Origin of the sequence: Daejeonella sp. (genome assembly GCF_037719425.1) — a bacterium.
Lineage (GTDB): Bacteria > Bacteroidota > Bacteroidia > Sphingobacteriales > Sphingobacteriaceae > Daejeonella.
In genome coordinates this window covers 1-15,233 of the sequence record NZ_JBBJNI010000091.1, presented here as the reverse complement: position 1 = coordinate 15,233, position 15,233 = coordinate 1, and the positions used below count along the sequence as shown (strand labels likewise).

Annotated in this window: 14 protein-coding genes, 1 tRNA gene and 1 pseudogene; 8 read left to right on the top strand and 8 right to left on the bottom strand. The window is 42.0% G+C overall.

Annotated elements, in window-relative coordinates:
* The 3 genes from WKF69_RS12505 to WKF69_RS12495 form a co-directional block, all read right to left on the bottom strand.
* The coding region (locus WKF69_RS12505) for a hypothetical protein (RefSeq protein ID WP_340382317.1) at positions 1-582 on the bottom strand (582 nt) is incomplete at its 3' end.
* A 138-nt stretch (positions 583-720) separates the two neighbouring features.
* A complete protein-coding gene (locus WKF69_RS12500; protein WP_340382315.1) occupies positions 721-1,665 on the bottom strand; it encodes a hypothetical protein in 945 nt (314 codons plus the stop codon).
* Positions 1,666-1,669: 4 nt separating this feature from the next.
* Positions 1,670-1,894 carry a hypothetical protein gene (locus tag WKF69_RS12495; RefSeq protein WP_340382313.1) on the bottom strand — a complete coding sequence of 75 codons (225 nt, stop codon included), beginning with the start codon at positions 1,892-1,894 and terminating at the stop codon, positions 1,670-1,672.
* Between the two features lie 130 nt (positions 1,895-2,024).
* Here WKF69_RS12495 and WKF69_RS12490 point away from each other — a divergent pair, with 130 nt between their 5' ends.
* Positions 2,025-2,789 carry a DUF4382 domain-containing protein gene (locus tag WKF69_RS12490; RefSeq protein WP_340382311.1) on the top strand — a complete coding sequence of 255 codons (765 nt, stop codon included), beginning with the start codon at positions 2,025-2,027 and terminating at the stop codon, positions 2,787-2,789.
* Between the two features lie 78 nt (positions 2,790-2,867).
* Here WKF69_RS12490 and WKF69_RS12485 read toward each other — a convergent pair whose 3' ends face one another.
* Positions 2,868-3,524 carry a DUF6266 family protein gene (locus tag WKF69_RS12485; RefSeq protein WP_340382309.1) on the bottom strand — a complete coding sequence of 219 codons (657 nt, stop codon included), beginning with the start codon at positions 3,522-3,524 and terminating at the stop codon, positions 2,868-2,870.
* A 158-nt stretch (positions 3,525-3,682) separates the two neighbouring features.
* On the opposite strand from WKF69_RS12485, the gene WKF69_RS12480 reads away from it, so the two are divergent.
* Positions 3,683-3,829 (top strand): hypothetical protein, encoded by a 147-nt coding sequence (locus tag WKF69_RS12480; RefSeq protein ID WP_340382308.1) that lies wholly within the window; start codon positions 3,683-3,685, stop codon positions 3,827-3,829.
* A gap of 241 nt (positions 3,830-4,070) precedes the next feature.
* Here WKF69_RS12480 and WKF69_RS12475 read toward each other — a convergent pair whose 3' ends face one another.
* From WKF69_RS12475 to WKF69_RS12465, 3 genes and pseudogenes are all read right to left on the bottom strand, one after another.
* Complete coding sequence (locus WKF69_RS12475) at positions 4,071-5,129, bottom strand: isoaspartyl peptidase/L-asparaginase (protein WP_340382306.1); 1,059 nt, start codon at positions 5,127-5,129, stop codon at positions 4,071-4,073.
* 210 nt (positions 5,130-5,339) lie between these two features.
* Entirely contained in the window at positions 5,340-5,447 is a 108-nt protein-coding gene (locus WKF69_RS12470) for a JAB domain-containing protein (protein WP_340382321.1), read from the bottom strand.
* Between the two features lie 240 nt (positions 5,448-5,687).
* A pseudogene (locus WKF69_RS12465) lies at positions 5,688-5,899 on the bottom strand (DUF4372 domain-containing protein); the annotation flags it as partial.
* A gap of 185 nt (positions 5,900-6,084) precedes the next feature.
* Here WKF69_RS12465 and WKF69_RS12460 point away from each other — a divergent pair.
* The 4 genes from WKF69_RS12460 to WKF69_RS12445 all read left to right on the top strand — a co-directional run bounded on the left by WKF69_RS12460 (position 6,085) and on the right by WKF69_RS12445 (position 13,240).
* The gene (locus tag WKF69_RS12460; RefSeq protein WP_340382304.1) at positions 6,085-8,172 is read left to right on the top strand and encodes a hypothetical protein; all 2,088 of its coding nucleotides are present in this window, start codon (positions 6,085-6,087) and stop codon (positions 8,170-8,172) included.
* Positions 8,173-8,635: 463 nt separating this feature from the next.
* Complete coding sequence (locus WKF69_RS12455) at positions 8,636-9,403, top strand: sugar-binding protein (protein WP_340382302.1); 768 nt, start codon at positions 8,636-8,638, stop codon at positions 9,401-9,403.
* A 64-nt stretch (positions 9,404-9,467) separates the two neighbouring features.
* Positions 9,468-11,540: a hypothetical protein gene (locus WKF69_RS12450; protein ID WP_340382300.1), complete on the top strand. Its 2,073-nt coding sequence runs from the start codon at positions 9,468-9,470 to the stop codon at positions 11,538-11,540.
* A gap of 275 nt (positions 11,541-11,815) precedes the next feature.
* Complete coding sequence (locus WKF69_RS12445) at positions 11,816-13,240, top strand: arylsulfatase (protein ID WP_340382298.1); 1,425 nt, start codon at positions 11,816-11,818, stop codon at positions 13,238-13,240.
* 333 nt (positions 13,241-13,573) lie between these two features.
* Here the strand turns inward: WKF69_RS12445 and WKF69_RS12440 are convergent.
* Positions 13,574-13,660: transfer RNA gene (locus WKF69_RS12440), tRNA-Ser, on the bottom strand.
* Between the two features lie 331 nt (positions 13,661-13,991).
* On the opposite strand from WKF69_RS12440, the gene WKF69_RS12435 reads away from it, so the two are divergent.
* Together WKF69_RS12435 and WKF69_RS12430 are read left to right on the top strand one after the other, a co-directional pair.
* Complete coding sequence (locus WKF69_RS12435; RefSeq protein ID WP_340382295.1) at positions 13,992-14,522, top strand: ORF6N domain-containing protein; 531 nt, start codon at positions 13,992-13,994, stop codon at positions 14,520-14,522.
* Positions 14,523-14,663: 141 nt separating this feature from the next.
* The gene (locus tag WKF69_RS12430) at positions 14,664-15,092 is read left to right on the top strand and encodes a DUF1761 domain-containing protein (RefSeq protein ID WP_340382293.1); all 429 of its coding nucleotides are present in this window, start codon (positions 14,664-14,666) and stop codon (positions 15,090-15,092) included.
* The last annotated feature ends 141 nt before the right edge of the window (positions 15,093-15,233 follow it).

Sequence of the window (15,233 nt, the reverse complement as noted above, 5' to 3'; positions counted from 1 at the left end):
TGCACCTATTTGGGGAGTTACGGTCGTTGTCGACGAGCCTGAAGCCGGACTTAAGTAGGAGTTGTAAAATCCCAGGGCACCGGGGAAAATGGACGTCCAGATTACGCTGGCTGGTTGTAGCCCGGTCACACTCATTGTGCCTGAACAACCTTGTCGGAGTTTAAGATCATCAGAAGCTTTGACTGTTCGGGTAGCGGTTATTGTGTAATTTGGCCGGTCATTCCCGCTTTTACAAAATGAAATACTGACAGAGGTTTTTCCTGTTATACAGACCGGAGTATTTAAAGAGGAAGAGGTAGCACAGTCAATTCGGTAGAAAGCACCACCCGGAGGGCCGGGGTTTTTTACATCAAAATTCAGAATGTCGGACCCTGAATTCAATATAATATTGAAGACAATGCATCGCTCACCGCCCGGACTAGCACATACACTTCCGCTTCGGCTGATGTCTGTAATAGTAACGGAAGTGTCCGCGGCTCCCGAGAGATCAACGGTAATGACAGGGGGACTCTGCCCAAAAGCCGTATAACCCGTGGTTAAAAGAACCAAAAAAAGACCAAATAGACGCAGGTTCTTTAACATTTCACTGGTATACGCAACAGATGAAATAAAGCTACATAAATTCTTCTTTTTTTTAACGTAAAAATGGCCGCTTGCTTTTGCAGCGGCCATTCAATTCATTATACCTTAAAACGAGTTTCTCGCGCTTAGCGCAATTGCTTACAGGTTGATATTAATATTCAATCCTGAGGTACGCTGTCTGCTGACAGCCAATTGATTTTCCAAAGAATTTACATTGTTCTGCAGATCCATGATCGCAGCTTCGCGGCGCTGGATCTGGTCAGCTGTTAATGTTGATCTTTGAGTCTGTAAGGAGCTTTTAATACCTAACAATTTATCGGCTGCAAAGCGTACCAAAGCTTCGCTGTATGACATAGTTTCCCATGTATTTTGATAATTGTTATATACGTTTTCCCTGGTTCTTAGGATATCAGCAGGCCAGCGGCTGGAATAATTTCCAGTACAGTTCCCTACCTGATCACCATGATTAAGGTGTGCCTTTAAGGCATTCTCAGATACGTTAATCATAACCGGGTAATCACCGTCGCCGGTCTTATGACATACAGTTACTTTTTTGAAATCTCCCGGACGTTTGCGTTTAGAATAATTTTCAAATCCCCAATTAACATTTTCATCCCTGTCCCACTGGATATTTTCCTTACGTGATTTGCCATTACCCTTTCCATTCTTGTCATTTCCTTCACTCACATTTTTATCCTTATTGCCTTTTCCCTTATCATTTTCAGACATGCCCTTGTCATTGTCTGATTTGCCGCGCGAATCGTCATTTTTACTATTTCCCTTGCCGCCCTTATCACCACGGTTGCCCTGGTTATCATCATCGCGTTTGTCCTGACCATTACTTTTGTTACCCTGCGGAGTGCCTTTACCATTATCCGCTTGTCCACGGTTCTTATTGCCCTGTCCGGAGTTATCGGGATTATTATTTCCTTTATTGACTTGTCCCCCGTTACTCTGGTTACCCTTTTCCTCAGACTTGTTCCCGTTCCCCTTATTTTCCTTTCCTTGTTGAAAATCTGCAAGAGACAATGCCACTACAACCACTAATGGAAGAATGCTGATCTTTAGTATGTTCGTTTTCATGATCTTATTTTGATTCGTTAAATTCCTTGTCTACTTTTTCCAGAGAAGCTTCTACTTTCTTAGCTTCTTCTTCAAGCTCTTTATTTGTTTTCTCCAGCTCGTTAGATACCGAGTCCATAGAACTAACCTCTTGCTTGTCTTCGTTGGTAGTGCTGCTTGAGGTACAGCTTGTAATGATCCCCATGGTGGCCAATATGACCATATAAGAGTACAGTTTTAATAGTTTCATAATATTTAGTTGATTAAGTTTTATAAGTTCATAATGAGCATTATACGTGCCAAACATGGTTTGCGCCGAAGTTTCCCATCTAGGCACTTTTATTGGACTACATCAGCACATCCTTTAAAAATAAGAGAAAATGAAAAAATTATTGATTGTAGCATTTTTAGGTCTAGGAATAGGCTTTAGTGCATGTAATAAAAGTGACAGCGGGTCTGAAATGACCAGGGTTAATGTAAGGCTTACCGATGGGCCTGGCGCTTATGACGCAATCTTTTTAAATGTGAAGGAAGTCAAGGTACTATCTTCGTCAGGAGAGTCTACGATCGCAGTAAACGCTACTCCATTTAACATTCTGAGGTTTCGGATGGGTAAGGATACTTTGATTGCTTCTCAGGATATCCCGTCCGGCAGACTGCAGGAAGTAAGGTTAATTTTAAATGATACTGGAAATACTGTAGTTATCAATGGTATCACTTATCCTTTAACTACTCCAAGCGGCCAGTCGTCGGGTGTGAAGATAAAAGTTAACGAGACTCTGGAGGCAGGTGTAGCTTACACTATGCTGCTGGATTTTGATGCGGCTAAGTCTATTGTCCAAACTGGAAACGGTAAGTACATTCTTAAGCCTGTTATCCGCGCGATCCCTAATGCAGTTTCAGGATCGATCACCGGTATGATTAGCCCGGCTGCTTCAAGCCCGAAAATTTACGCAATCGCCGGAACGGATACTCTTGGTACTATTTCTGATGCAACCGGAAAATTCTGGTTCCCGGGAGTTGCTGCAGGAACTTATAAGGTTGAAATCAAGCCGACGGTTACCCCGTATGTTGCAAAAACTATTACCGATGTAGTTGTGGTTACCGGATCTACTAAAGATCTTGGAACGATTACTATTAACTAATAGTAATTCAGCTACATACAAAAGGGAGCAGGATTTAATCTTGCTCCCTTTTTGCTTTGCAACGTGTTAAGATGTCTGCTAGTCTCTGAATTTCACCGGTCCCAGGTACACACTATTTGACCATTCTTTCTTTTCAAGAACTGATCCCCTTATCAGGTATAAATATACATGCGCTACACTGCCTTGAAAGTGTTTCTCAATGCTGACAGTCAGCTCGCCGGTATTGCGCAGACTTCCGTCAGGACCCGCTTGAAATGTTTTGGATTGAGGATCGAAGATCAGGACTTCAACCAGGTCGCCGGGAGAAGAATATCTATTGCCTTTAATGTTGTGCCAGCTCACTTTCAAGTTCAATCCATTTAATTCCATCTGAATGTTTTCGGGAAGGGTGAGTTTCCCTTTTGTACAGAACACTACTGAGGGGTAGTCGATCTCAAAATCAGGATCATTCCCCTTAATACAATTTTGAACGGTATAACTAATCGCCATGTTATAGCCTGTTGCCCCGCCCGGGTTTATGCGGCTGAATCCGATATCTAAAAGTGATTTTACCGGATTAAGAAATTTCACAGCGACTGCAAACTTATTTTGCTGTGCGATTTGCAGTGGGCTGCGGGCTTTTTTTATTTCTTTCTGTAAGCCCTTTATGTAATAGATTCCTCTCCAGCTGCTGCCAATAACACTTCCGAATTTGCCGGAAGGAGGGCCATTTGGGCCCCGGTTAAGTCGTGCCATATTTTTTACTTTTTTTGGTTATAAAATAAAATTGCTTATTTTCACTTTAACGAAAGTTCCGCCTAAAAAGTTACATTTTCCTCTATCAAATTTCCTCACTCCCATTCGCTTATCGTTCTAGAATCGAACGGAAAAAGTCTGTACCTTCTTTATACCAGATGAGAGAAAGATACGGAAAACATCCGGCATGCATTCGGGCAATTCCCGAAGGTGTCCCGGAACTGTCCCGGAACCTTCCCGGAACTGCTACGAACGAAGTAATAACAATTCTCCTGCCTTTCCTCCAACAGGGTGAATTATTTTAAGATGAGATACAGGACGGGAAATTGGTATCTGGCGGTATTTCCTTTCAGTTAAATCACTTCAAGAAAATTACCTGAAATCCAGAGAAAACCTCAGATTTACGGTTTGTGGCAGGCAGCTAAATTTGACCAGATTCAATCCGTTATATAGCTTTGCGCCGGTCAATACAATGTATGTTTTTTTGTAGAGAAATGCAAGAAAAAAATGTCTGTTACAGCGATCCCGTTAAGCACAAACTCTCTGTTATTTATAAATAAGAACCTCAATTTTTCCACCGAATGTAATGCTGCCACGGTACATGCCTGCAGTGTTGAATGGCATAGCCATATTACCTTTTTTATCCAGGGCGATAAGGCCTCCGGTACCGCCGAGTTTGGCCATTTTATCCAAAGCAGTTTTAGATGCTTCGGCAACGCTCATTCCTTTGTATTCCATCAACGCTGATATATCATGGGCAACTACAGAGCGGATGTAGAATTCGCCCCAGCCAGTGCCTGAAATAGCCGCTGTATTATTGTTCGCATACGTCCCCCCGCCAATGATAGGAGCATCGCCAATTCGGCCATATTTTTTGTTGGTCATACCTCCGGTAGATGTTCCTGCAGCAAGGTTCCCTTTATTGTCAAGCGCTACACATCCTACAGTACCAAATTTATAGTCCTTATTTTCTGTGCCCAGTTTGTACGTCTTTTTATTTCCATGGTCAAGTAAGCTTTTAGTCGAGTCTTCTTTGATCGCTTTCTGAAGTCCGTCCCAGCGGTCTTGAGTAAAGAAATAAGATGGATCGACGATTTCCAGCCCGGCCTGTTTGGCAAATTTTTCAGCTCCTGCTCCGGCCATCATCACATGCTCTGATTTTTCCATGACTGCCCTGGCGGCACTGATGGGGTTTCTTATCACTGTTACACCCGCAACCGATCCCGCCATGAGGTTGCTCCCGTCCATTATAGCAGCGTCCATCTCATTTTTGCCCTCATTTGTAAAGACGGCTCCTTTTCCGGCGTTAAAAAGCGGAGAATCTTCCAGAATATGAATGGTTGCCTCAACAGCATCGAGGCTTGTTTTGCCGCTTTTTATTGCCGCGTAGCCTGTCTCCAAAGCTTTTGTCAGGGCTGCTGTGTATGCTGCTTCCTTTTCCGGCGTCATTTTACTTTTGAGGATAGTTCCCGCACCGCCGTGGATAACCAGCACGTATTTTGTATCGGATTCATTTGAAGCTGTTTTCGCAGAGTCGGTTTGATTGCAGGCAGCTATGATCGTGCATAAAAGTACTGCTCCAAGAAGTTTGATACGTTTAAACATACTGGTCTATTTTTATTTTTTTGTTAATCTCGAATGTCAGGGCTAACCGGAGCCTTTAACGTAAGGCCATTCACTAGAACTAAAATACTAATATTAAAATTCCCGTGGACAATTGTAGCAGAATTTCAGAATTCAGAACCTATTAGGCACTTAAGGCGCCGCAAAAGGCACCATCGCCAATATTCGTTATAATTCAGGACAGCGATAGGGTTACATCAGCCCTTCATCCGTGAACGAAAGATACCCTTTTGCTGTCAAAATAATATGATCCAATACCGCTATATCAAGTAATTGGCCAGCCTGTGCAAGTGTGGAGATTTTTTTCCAAAAACAAGCGGAACGCAGTGAAGCCGCCTTGCAGATAAGGACGGCGTTCAGAAATTTGCTTAGCCAAAAAGCCTATGGAAACTGTTACAAAGTGGTTGGAAAGAGGAAATTTGATGTGGAGACTTGGAACTGGATGTATTTGTTTTAACCTGGAGAATAATGTTGCCGTCCCAGTGTTGTTACCCGCTTACCGATATAAACGACCTTCGTATTGCCAACCCAATTGTCTTGATGATTTAAATTACCTGTAGCCGAACGCAGCCCGTTACTAATATCACGTACCGATTGGCTTTTAGCGAATTGACAGAACCGCATGGAGACTAAATGCGTCCAGCTAGTATACCCTTATTGTGCTTATCTGTTCTTTTGCTCAAAGAAAGCTTATTGAATCTGGAACGATCCAACTTTGAAATAATTTGTGAAAACAACGTTATATTCACCATCGGGAAATGGTTCTGTTTTGTGCACCTCAAAGCTAAACTTTGAGTTAAAAAAACTCCCTTTCTTTTTTCAGCGTTTAGCACGCTATTGAATTTAAATATGTGATTCTATTTTTATGATTTCCAGGCGCAAGTTTCAGGTTGGTGAAAATAGGTTTGGTTTTACTGAAACTTTAATGCAAGAAACAATGAAGAAAAGTATTTGGTTGGTTTTTGTGTTCATCAGCACACTTTCATTGGCTCAAACACCGGTAGACCTGGCAGGTTATGACAAAAAAGGTGGTGCAAAAGTTGGTGTTGATGATGATGTACTCAATATTGTTTGGCCGGTTGGCGAAAATGAGAATGGAAAAATAATAATTAACCTGAAAAAAGGAGAGCCACTTTTCAGCAAAATCCTAATGGGCAAAGGAGAAAACTTCACTGAAATTGCAGCCAACCTCAACCCGGAATTTCTGCTTACAGTTGGGAAAAGGGACCTTACAACGGCAAGTGGCTGGAATATATTTTTTGATATAACCGGTTATCTGCCTCATGAAGCTTATGCTGTAATACTGGATAAACGGGATGCGAAAGTAATCAGCCAGGGTTCCAGGACTAAAATAATACTTTCTGATGCGAGGGCAGGGGAATTTTCCGGAACCATGGAAATAACCTTGTATAATGGCAGCCCATTGTTAAATGTGGCGGCAGTAATGTCAACTCAAAGAGATTCAGTTGCCATTGTCTATGATGGGGGATTGGTAAGTAAAGAACAAATCTGGAAAGAAATTTTCTGGTCCGATCCTGAGAATGTTTTACAATCCGCGAAAGCTAAGGCTAAAGAAGCAAGCAAGAATATTGCTGTAAAGTACCGTACAATCATTGGGGAAAGCAACGGGGGGAGTATTGCCATATTTCCCCCTCCCCATCAATATTTTTATCCCATGGATAATGCCTATAACCTAAAGTATACCTGGTATGGCAGTAATTACCGGGACATGATTTCTGGTTATGGAATTGGGATAAGACAGGAGTTGATGGGCGACCTGCGCTTTGTGCCGTGGTTCAATGCCCCACCCGGCACCCAACAACGCTTAAGCTTTTTTTGTGTGTTAAGCACTGATAAAGATGGCCAGGTGCTTGAAAAGGTAAAAAAGTTCACACATGATGATGCTTACAAACCTCTTTCAGGTTACAAAACAATGGCCAGCCATTTTCATACAGAACATGTTGATGATGTTTTAACCCATAGGCCATTGCCGGAAATTCCCGGCCATGTTACAGCTTTGAAAAATTTAGGTGTAAATATTATGCACTTGGGCGAGTTCCATTTATTCCGTGGCGGGCATGAGTATGTAAACCAGCCCCCTAAAAGATTGTTCGAATATCAAACAATGTTCGAAGAGTGTGAAAGGCTTTCAAGCGGTGATTTTTTAATGCTTCCCGGCGAAGAGCCCAATAGGTTTTTGGGTGGGCATTGGATGAACCTTTTCCCTAAGCCTGTGTACTGGATCATGTCCCGGCAGCCAAACGAGCCTTTTGTTGAGGTGCATCCCAAATATGGTAAAATTTACCGGGTAAGCAATAAGGAAGAAATGTTAAAACTGCTGGAACTGGAAAAGGGCCTGGCGTGGACTGCCCATGCCAGGACAAAAGGCTCTACAGGTTTCCCGGACAAATATAAAGATGAAAAATTTTATCATTCCGATCGTTTTTTTGGTGCTGCATGGAAGGCGATCCCTGCGGATCTGTCACAGCCCCGGTTGGGTAAACGGGTATTAGACGTAATGGATGATATGGCCAATTGGGGCCATAAAAAATATGCAATTGGAGAAGCCGACCTGTTCAGGCTTGAACCAACTTATGAAATTTATGGCCATATGAACATCAACTACCTGCAGCTTGATAAACTTCCGGAATTTAAAGAAGGATGGCAACCTGTATTGACTGCAATGGAGAAAGGCAAATTCTTTGTGTCAACAGGAGAGGTGCTGCTTCCCGGAGGTTTTACGGTGAATGGAAAAAGTTCAGGTGAAACCGTTAAACTGGATAACCGTGGTAAGGCAGAGATCAAAGTTGAAATTGATTGGACCTTTCCATTAAATTTCGCGGAAATTATTTCAGGCGATGGCAACCGGGTTTATCGCGAAAGAGTAAACCTCGATAAAACCCAGGCTTTTGGAAAGCAGCAGTTTACTTTCCCTGCGGCGCTTAAAGATAGAAAGTGGGTAAGGCTTGAAGTGTGGGATGTTGCTGCCAACGGTGCATTTACACAATTTGTATGGCTGGAATAAACTTTTTATAAAATCAGACATCAAATATTCATAGATCCTGTTCATCCGCACATTGTCTTTTGGGTTGTACCCCATAAAATCATGTCTTGATAAAAGCCTGAATTCATCGGAGTTGGAAAGGATGTTCAGAGCCTCTCATACAATCAGAGAAGAGGTTCTTTATTCTGATCATTTCAGAAATAGAAAAGAAATCTTTCCCCGAAAAGAAAAGAAGAATTAGGGCATAATGGAACTTGTTCAAGACAAGCTTTCAGGATTTATAATTAGTTCGGATTAAACAAATCTTTGCACAGATATACATTACAGAATTATTTGTTCTCCATAAAAGTTAAAAGAGTATCAAAAAATGAGTGAAAACAGGTAGTGTCGAACCTTTAAACTAATTAAAATTGAAGAAGGTTATATGCCTGATAACATGTTTCTGTATGAAACTCCAAACGAATTTATCAGTTAAGATATTTCAATGATTATAAGAGTAATTAGTTTAATGGTTATAAGTACATTTTTTGCGGCATGTTCTCAAAAAAAGGGACAACAGCATGATGATTACGAAATAGCTGACCGTAAGATTGTTGTTGACGGAAATATAAAAGACTGGCAATCAATATCGCCCATAAAAGTTGAAGGAAGGGGGCATTTATGGATTGGGCAGGGACTTACAGAAGCACAATGGGAAGGAAATGATGATTTAAGTTTCAATTGGAGGGCTGCCCACCATGATGAGAAACTGTTCTTTCTGTTTGAAGTGAAGGACGATACACTATCAAACTTTGATCAGCAATATGCATGGCTGAATGATTGTATTGAGATCTATGTTGATCCTGAAAGTTCTGGGGGAAGCAGGATTACCGGGATTGGAGCTGACAATACATTTGAGGACAGGATTGGAAAACAGATGCGGGGCTATGAAATGCAGTTTTTGCCCAGTAGACCGCCTAAGGTGTTTGTAGACGACTCTAAGGGAGTTTACTATACTAATGCCGAACAGAATTCAGCGTTTAAAGAACAATGGCATGGCGAGGTGGTTACGAAAAAAACAGAAAAAGGCTATTTAATGGAAATTGCGTTTGCTGTCCCTGGTTCTGACTTTCAATCCGGACAAGAGTTAGGACTGGATGTTGCGGTTTGTGATGATGACGGTAAAGGCAGGAAAAGCTTGTTGCTTTGGAGTGGCGATAAGGGCGAGTTCTGGGTTACCATGGATAATTTTAAAAAGATGGCCTTAAAATAAGCAGCGAAGTAATAAATCCGAAGTCCAAAAAAGTAACTAAAAAATAACCAATTAAAAATAATAGATGATAAAAAGGGTAGTAACAGTTTCAATCCTACTTTTAAGCCTGATAACCACAAGCTTTCATATAAGTTGCACTTCTGCCCGTCAAGGGGTTATGTCAACAGAAAGCGATGTATCCATAGGTAAATTATCCACTGGTGCGGGTGTATCATTAAAAAAAGGTTCAAATAACCAATGGGGAATTTACATAAACGATGCCGGTTTATCTTCACTTTCTCAGCCCAACCCGGTAGCATTTGAAATCTATAAGGATTCGTTAAACATAGCAGACAAGTCTGTTGGCTATGAAAGCATTGAAAAAGAAAATAATGGTTTTACAGGCCGGGCGCTATTGCAAGCCGGCGATGTATTCTTTGAGGTTGCGGATAAATGGGAAATAGTTGATGAGTTGCTGCGCCTCTCACGTAAAGTAAAGGTCGGGGGCAATTCCACCGGGGGCTTTCTGTCATCAATAAAGTTCATCAACCAACAGAAACAAAAGAGGGGCGATGTAAACTACTTTGCGCCAGGAATGATCTATGGCAGTACCGGGCATATTACCAAAGCCGCTATCGGCGGGAGCGAAGCAGGGTTACAAACCTGGATACGGGAAGATAGGTTACCTGCGCCTATGTTCGGGGTTCATTATAAAGATGGCAGATCGGTAACTATTCTCAACCCCAAACCTGAAGGGAACACTACCCGGGAAGATTCGCATGACCGTGAGGCAAAAACCCTTATTGATGGGCGGTTTAAGTTTGGGGCTATTGGGGCAGAAGAGCAGGATGGAAATATTGTGCTCGGTTTTGTATGGCCGGGCACTGAGGGGGAAACCACTTATCGCGGTTATGAATATCCCGGTGGGCAGTTGCATAAATGGCGCAGAAGGTACCATCCGGTAAAAGATGGCTTTACACAGGATTATGAAGTTGATTTCCGTTTTCACGAAGCAGATAAAAAGTTTAAGGATTATTACAGGAACGCCTGGCGCTGGGCATGGAATACCTTGAATCCGCAGGTAAATAAACAGGATATTGGACTGGCCCGCCGGATTTTAATTGATATGCTGGGTGAACGTGTGGAAACTGTAAACGGAATAACCGGGATCCGTAACTCAACTATGGCAACTGTTAAACAAGCTTCTGCCTCTGATAAAAAGACGGTGATGGGATTTACCGGAAAGACAATAGAATCAGCCAATTTTTTATTGCAGGATGCCGATCGTGATAAGGCTCCCAACAGGGAAAAGCATCGCCAGCAGGCATTAAATATTATCAATACTTATTTGAAACTAAACCTATCCCCGCCAGAAGGGGAAGGGTTTTATTTTGACAGCGGCGGACCTGCTTTGGCTATACCCCGCATGGAAAGGGTGTTTTTAAGGTCTTTTGGTGATGATTTGAAAGCATTGCTGAAAGCAGTTAAAAGAGAGAAAGCTCAGGGCAGGGAACATGCCGACTGGCTTGCCTGGGTACAATCATTTGCCGACTGGCTGCTCCCTCAGCAGACCGCAGAAGGAGGGTTTCCCCGGGCTTGGGAACCGGTTACAGGAAAGGTAGCAGATACCTCGCCCAAGTCGGGTTATAATGCCATTCCATTTCTATTGTTATTAACTGAGCTTACAGGTGATCCCAAATATAAAGAGGCCGCGGTCCGTGCAGGAGAATTTTGCTGGAAAGATGGACAGTACATGGGCATATTTGTAGGAGGGACAATTGATAACCCCGATGTGGTTGATAAAGAAGCAGGGACACTGTCGTTAGAAGCGCATCTGGCTTTGTATGAGGCTACCCAAGATAAGAAGTGGCTGGAGCGTGCAAAAACAGCGGCAGATTTTTCAGAAACCTGGATCTATATCTGGAATGTGCCCATGCCCGAAGATGAAAGCAATGAAGCCCTTCATTGGAAAAAAGGCGTATCAACGGTTGGGTTGCAATTGATCTCAACCGGGCATTCTCTGGTAGATGCCTATATGGCTTTCGATGTGGATGAGTATGCCAGGTTATCAGTAAGGGCTGATGATAAACACTATCTGGATGTAGCCAGGATATTGCTCCATAATACCAAAGGAATGCTGGCCTTGCCGAACGTATGATCTGAGAGGCCCAGGCTGGCAGCAAGAACATTGGAGCATTGCCCCTGAGCGGGGATTGGGTCGGAAAAGGGCCTGGCTTCCCTGGGTTTCTACCAGTCATTTGAATGGGATTTTTGGCTTAGAAGAATATGATAAAGAGCTGTTTAAAAGACTCTCTGAAGGAAAATAGGGCCACCAGCCCCCTCGAAATCCTTAACTAAACGAATTGAAGTACAAAGTGATAAATTTTTGAAAAATATCTCAATAAAAAAATATCCGCAAAAGAATTATAATTCATGAAAAAACTAATCTATTTTTTATTACTGTTGCCCTTGCTGGGTTTCGGGCAGGCAAAAAAACCGAACATAATTATCATCCTCGCCGATGATTTGGGCTGGGGAGATGTTGGCTTCCATGGAAGCTCAATAAAAACCCCAAGCATCGATCAGCTTGCAAAAGATGGGATTGTTTTAAACCGATATTATACAGCCCCCATTTGTTCTCCAACCCGGGCAGGTTTAATGACAGGCCGATATCCAAACCGTGTGGGAATACGCGAAACCACCATACCACCATGGAGCGATTTTGGAGTAGATGTTTCAGAACAATTTTTACCTCAAATGCTTGCCGAAGCCGGCTATAAAAACCGGGCCATGATAGGAAAATGGCATTTGGGGCATGCAACTTTGCAGTACCACCCGATGAGAAGGGGCTTTACCCACTTTTACGGGCACTTAAACGGCGCTATCGATTATTTCACCCATAAAAGAGAAGGCGAAGTTGACTGGCATAATGATTACGAACCATCAAAAGATAAAGGGTATGCAACAAATCTCTTAACGGATGAAGCTGTGAAATGTATTAAACAATATTCGAAAGATTCTGCCCCATTCATGATGTATGTTGCTTACAATGCACCACATGGCCCATTGCAGGCTCCGGAAGAAGATTTGAAACAAAACGGTTTCGATCCGTCAAAACCGAGATTTAAAGGCACCGAAGGCGGGGATGAAGGTGCAGAAAGCGGAGACAGGGGACATGGAAATTCTCCAAGACAAACGTATGCCGCTATGGTAACTAATATGGACAAAGGCATTGGTAAAATTTTACAGGCTTTAAAAGATCAGAAAATTGACGAAAACACACTTGTTCTTTTTCATAGCGATAACGGCGCAGCGGGCAATGGCGCGGTGGCATCTCATGGAGAGCTGAGGGGATATAAGTTTGATGAATGGGAAGGTGGCGTTAGGTCCCCGGCTGTAATCAAATGGCCTGCAGCCGGTTTAGTTGGAGGAAGGCAATTAGAACAGGTTATGGGATATGTTGATGTGTTCCCTACTTTAAAAGAGATTGCCGGAATTAAAACACCTTCAAAAAAACCGTTTGATGGAATTAGCATGTGGCCGGTTTTGAGCGGTAAAACTAATAACATCGACCGCGAATTTTACCTTGGCCATGGCGCTATTATAAAGGGCGACTGGAAACTTATTGTAGATAATAATATAGGGAAAATGAAGATGAAAGGAGATGTTTTATTTAATATCCCTCCGGATCATTCTGAAAAAAATAACCTGAAAGACGCCAATCTGGAAATATATAATAAATTAAAAGCAGCTGTTGCCCCTTATGATTCCATTAAAGCCCCAAGGGAAATTTTAACAAAAGGGCCTAAAAAAGGCTTTAAAGTTCCAAAAAATTGGAAGATCACTAAAGAAAAGTAACTGTTATTCAGCCTGAAATCAACTTTTGATGATTTACCTCATAAGCAAAAGCCATACATGTTTTTTATTGTAACGGTTTTTGCGAAAATCGGTCAGATATCAAACATCGATGAATCAAGACAAAAAACTCGAGTCGTCTCATACTACTTGAGTTAAATCTACAGTAGCCATCCGGAACTAAGAGGTGGGACACTTCTGGCAAATTACGGTTTCTCCGCTTTTTTCTGAAGGTTAAAAGCCAAGAAAGTGACACCTAAAGTGGTACCAATAGGTTTTTTAGACACTAAAAAGGCCATCTATTATGCATAAACGGCCTTTTCTTGATATTCTTTGCGGAGAGGGTGGGATTCGAACCCACGGTACCATTGCTAGTACACGAACTTTCCAAGCTCGCTCGTTCGGCCACTCTGACACCTCTCCGTGATTGACCTTTTAAGAGGTGCAAAAGTATTAAAAAATCATTAATACCGGTATGTCCTCCATAGAAATCCACCCTTTTATCTTAAATAATATCAAATTCTAAATAGCGTTATTTAATTTCTCAATGGTAATTAGCGGCTCACCTTCAGTCGCCGAAGCAATCCGCACTTAATTGTCAAGGACACCGCTCGCTCATATGATTAACACAAATTGAAAAACCTCGTACAAGAAATACCGGGCTTTTCTTATGTTAGTTATATGTGGTTCTATATCTGCGTGATAGTGGATCAAGCCATATAGCCTTGGGTTTTAAAATATAAGCAAAGCTGAAATGACCAGAGCACTGACCGTTCCTGATGAAATCATAATGAATAAAATATTTTATATCAGGAATCACAAGGTAATGCTTGATAGTGATTTGGCGGAATTGTACGGTGTTGAAACCAGGCGATTGAATGAGCAGGTCGCGAGGAATATAGATCGCTTTCCGGATGATTTTATGTTTAGGCTAAATGATACAGAGTTTGAGAGTTTGATGTCGCAATTTGCGACATCAAAGCGTGGGGGCAGAAGAAAATTACCGTATGTTTTTACAGAACATGGTGTATTAATGTTATCAAGCGTTCTAAATAACAAGCAAGCTATTCAAGTTAATATACAAGTAATGCGAATATTCACTCGAATCCGACAAATGCTTATTGATAATACTGAAATCCGAATAGAAGTAGAGAAAATAAAATCTAGGCTGGGCAACCAGGACAAAAATATGGAGATCGTATTCCGCTACCTGGATGAACTGATCGATCGAAAAGCCGAACCGCGGTCAAGGAAACGAATTGGATTTAAATCAGATGATTTATGAATATTAATAACTGAGTAGATAATGTATATTTATTATACCCATGAGAAATACTTTTACCGCAAGGTTAAAATGGAGCAGTACCCATTCCAAAAACGGGAGTAACCGAAAATCCAAAAGAGTAGGAACCTTAAAAACCAAAGAATGGAACTAAACCTAAACATGGCTGCGATATTGGTTGCAGTAGTTGTCAACTTCTTTATTGGATTTATCTGGTACACGCCGCTTTTCGGAAAGGCGTGGGGAAAAGAGATGGGGTATGATCCGACAAATAAACCGGATACTAAAGTGATGGTAAAAGGGATGATCTTTATGGTCATCGGAAATTTTTTCTTTGCATGGGTGCTCGCTCATAATATTGCGGCCTGGCAATTTGTTCCCGGTGTCCCGGAAATGGGGGTGTTAAATAATGCAATTAGCTCAGCCTTCTTTATTTGGCTTGGCTTTTATTTCCCCGGCCACCTTGGAGCAACGGTATGGGAGCAGAAGTCATGGAAGTTGTTTGGGATTGATGCCGGGTATAGTTTGGTTTCTTTAGTGGTGGTATCGCTGATCCTTACATACTGGAAGTAGTTTGGGACATTCCATGGTATCAAACAAATCGGAGAATTAAACGCAGAGTTCGCTGAGTTTTTCGCGGAGGACGCAGAGAAAGTTAATTCTGACTCGTCCTTAATTAGGTTGACAGTTTTTATAAAGATAAATACATTTATT

Coding starts and splice junctions, on each gene's coding strand:
- WKF69_RS12495 (WP_340382313.1), bottom strand. CDS start 1,894: ATGAAACTATTAAAACTGTACTCTTATATGGTCATATTGGCCACCATG.
- WKF69_RS12480 (WP_340382308.1), top strand. CDS start 3,683: ATGAGAGAAAGATACGGAAAACATCCGGCATGCATTCGGGCAATTCCC.
- WKF69_RS12460 (WP_340382304.1), top strand. CDS start 6,085: ATGAAGAAAAGTATTTGGTTGGTTTTTGTGTTCATCAGCACACTTTCA.
- WKF69_RS12450 (WP_340382300.1), top strand. CDS start 9,468: ATGATAAAAAGGGTAGTAACAGTTTCAATCCTACTTTTAAGCCTGATA.
- WKF69_RS12490 (WP_340382311.1), top strand. CDS start 2,025: ATGAAAAAATTATTGATTGTAGCATTTTTAGGTCTAGGAATAGGCTTT.
- WKF69_RS12430 (WP_340382293.1), top strand. CDS start 14,664: ATGGAACTAAACCTAAACATGGCTGCGATATTGGTTGCAGTAGTTGTC.
- WKF69_RS12435 (WP_340382295.1), top strand. CDS start 13,992: ATGACCAGAGCACTGACCGTTCCTGATGAAATCATAATGAATAAAATA.
- WKF69_RS12500 (WP_340382315.1), bottom strand. CDS start 1,665: ATGAAAACGAACATACTAAAGATCAGCATTCTTCCATTAGTGGTTGTA.
- WKF69_RS12455 (WP_340382302.1), top strand. CDS start 8,636: ATGATTATAAGAGTAATTAGTTTAATGGTTATAAGTACATTTTTTGCG.
- WKF69_RS12485 (WP_340382309.1), bottom strand. CDS start 3,524: ATGGCACGACTTAACCGGGGCCCAAATGGCCCTCCTTCCGGCAAATTC.
- WKF69_RS12475 (WP_340382306.1), bottom strand. CDS start 5,129: ATGTTTAAACGTATCAAACTTCTTGGAGCAGTACTTTTATGCACGATC.
- WKF69_RS12445 (WP_340382298.1), top strand. CDS start 11,816: ATGAAAAAACTAATCTATTTTTTATTACTGTTGCCCTTGCTGGGTTTC.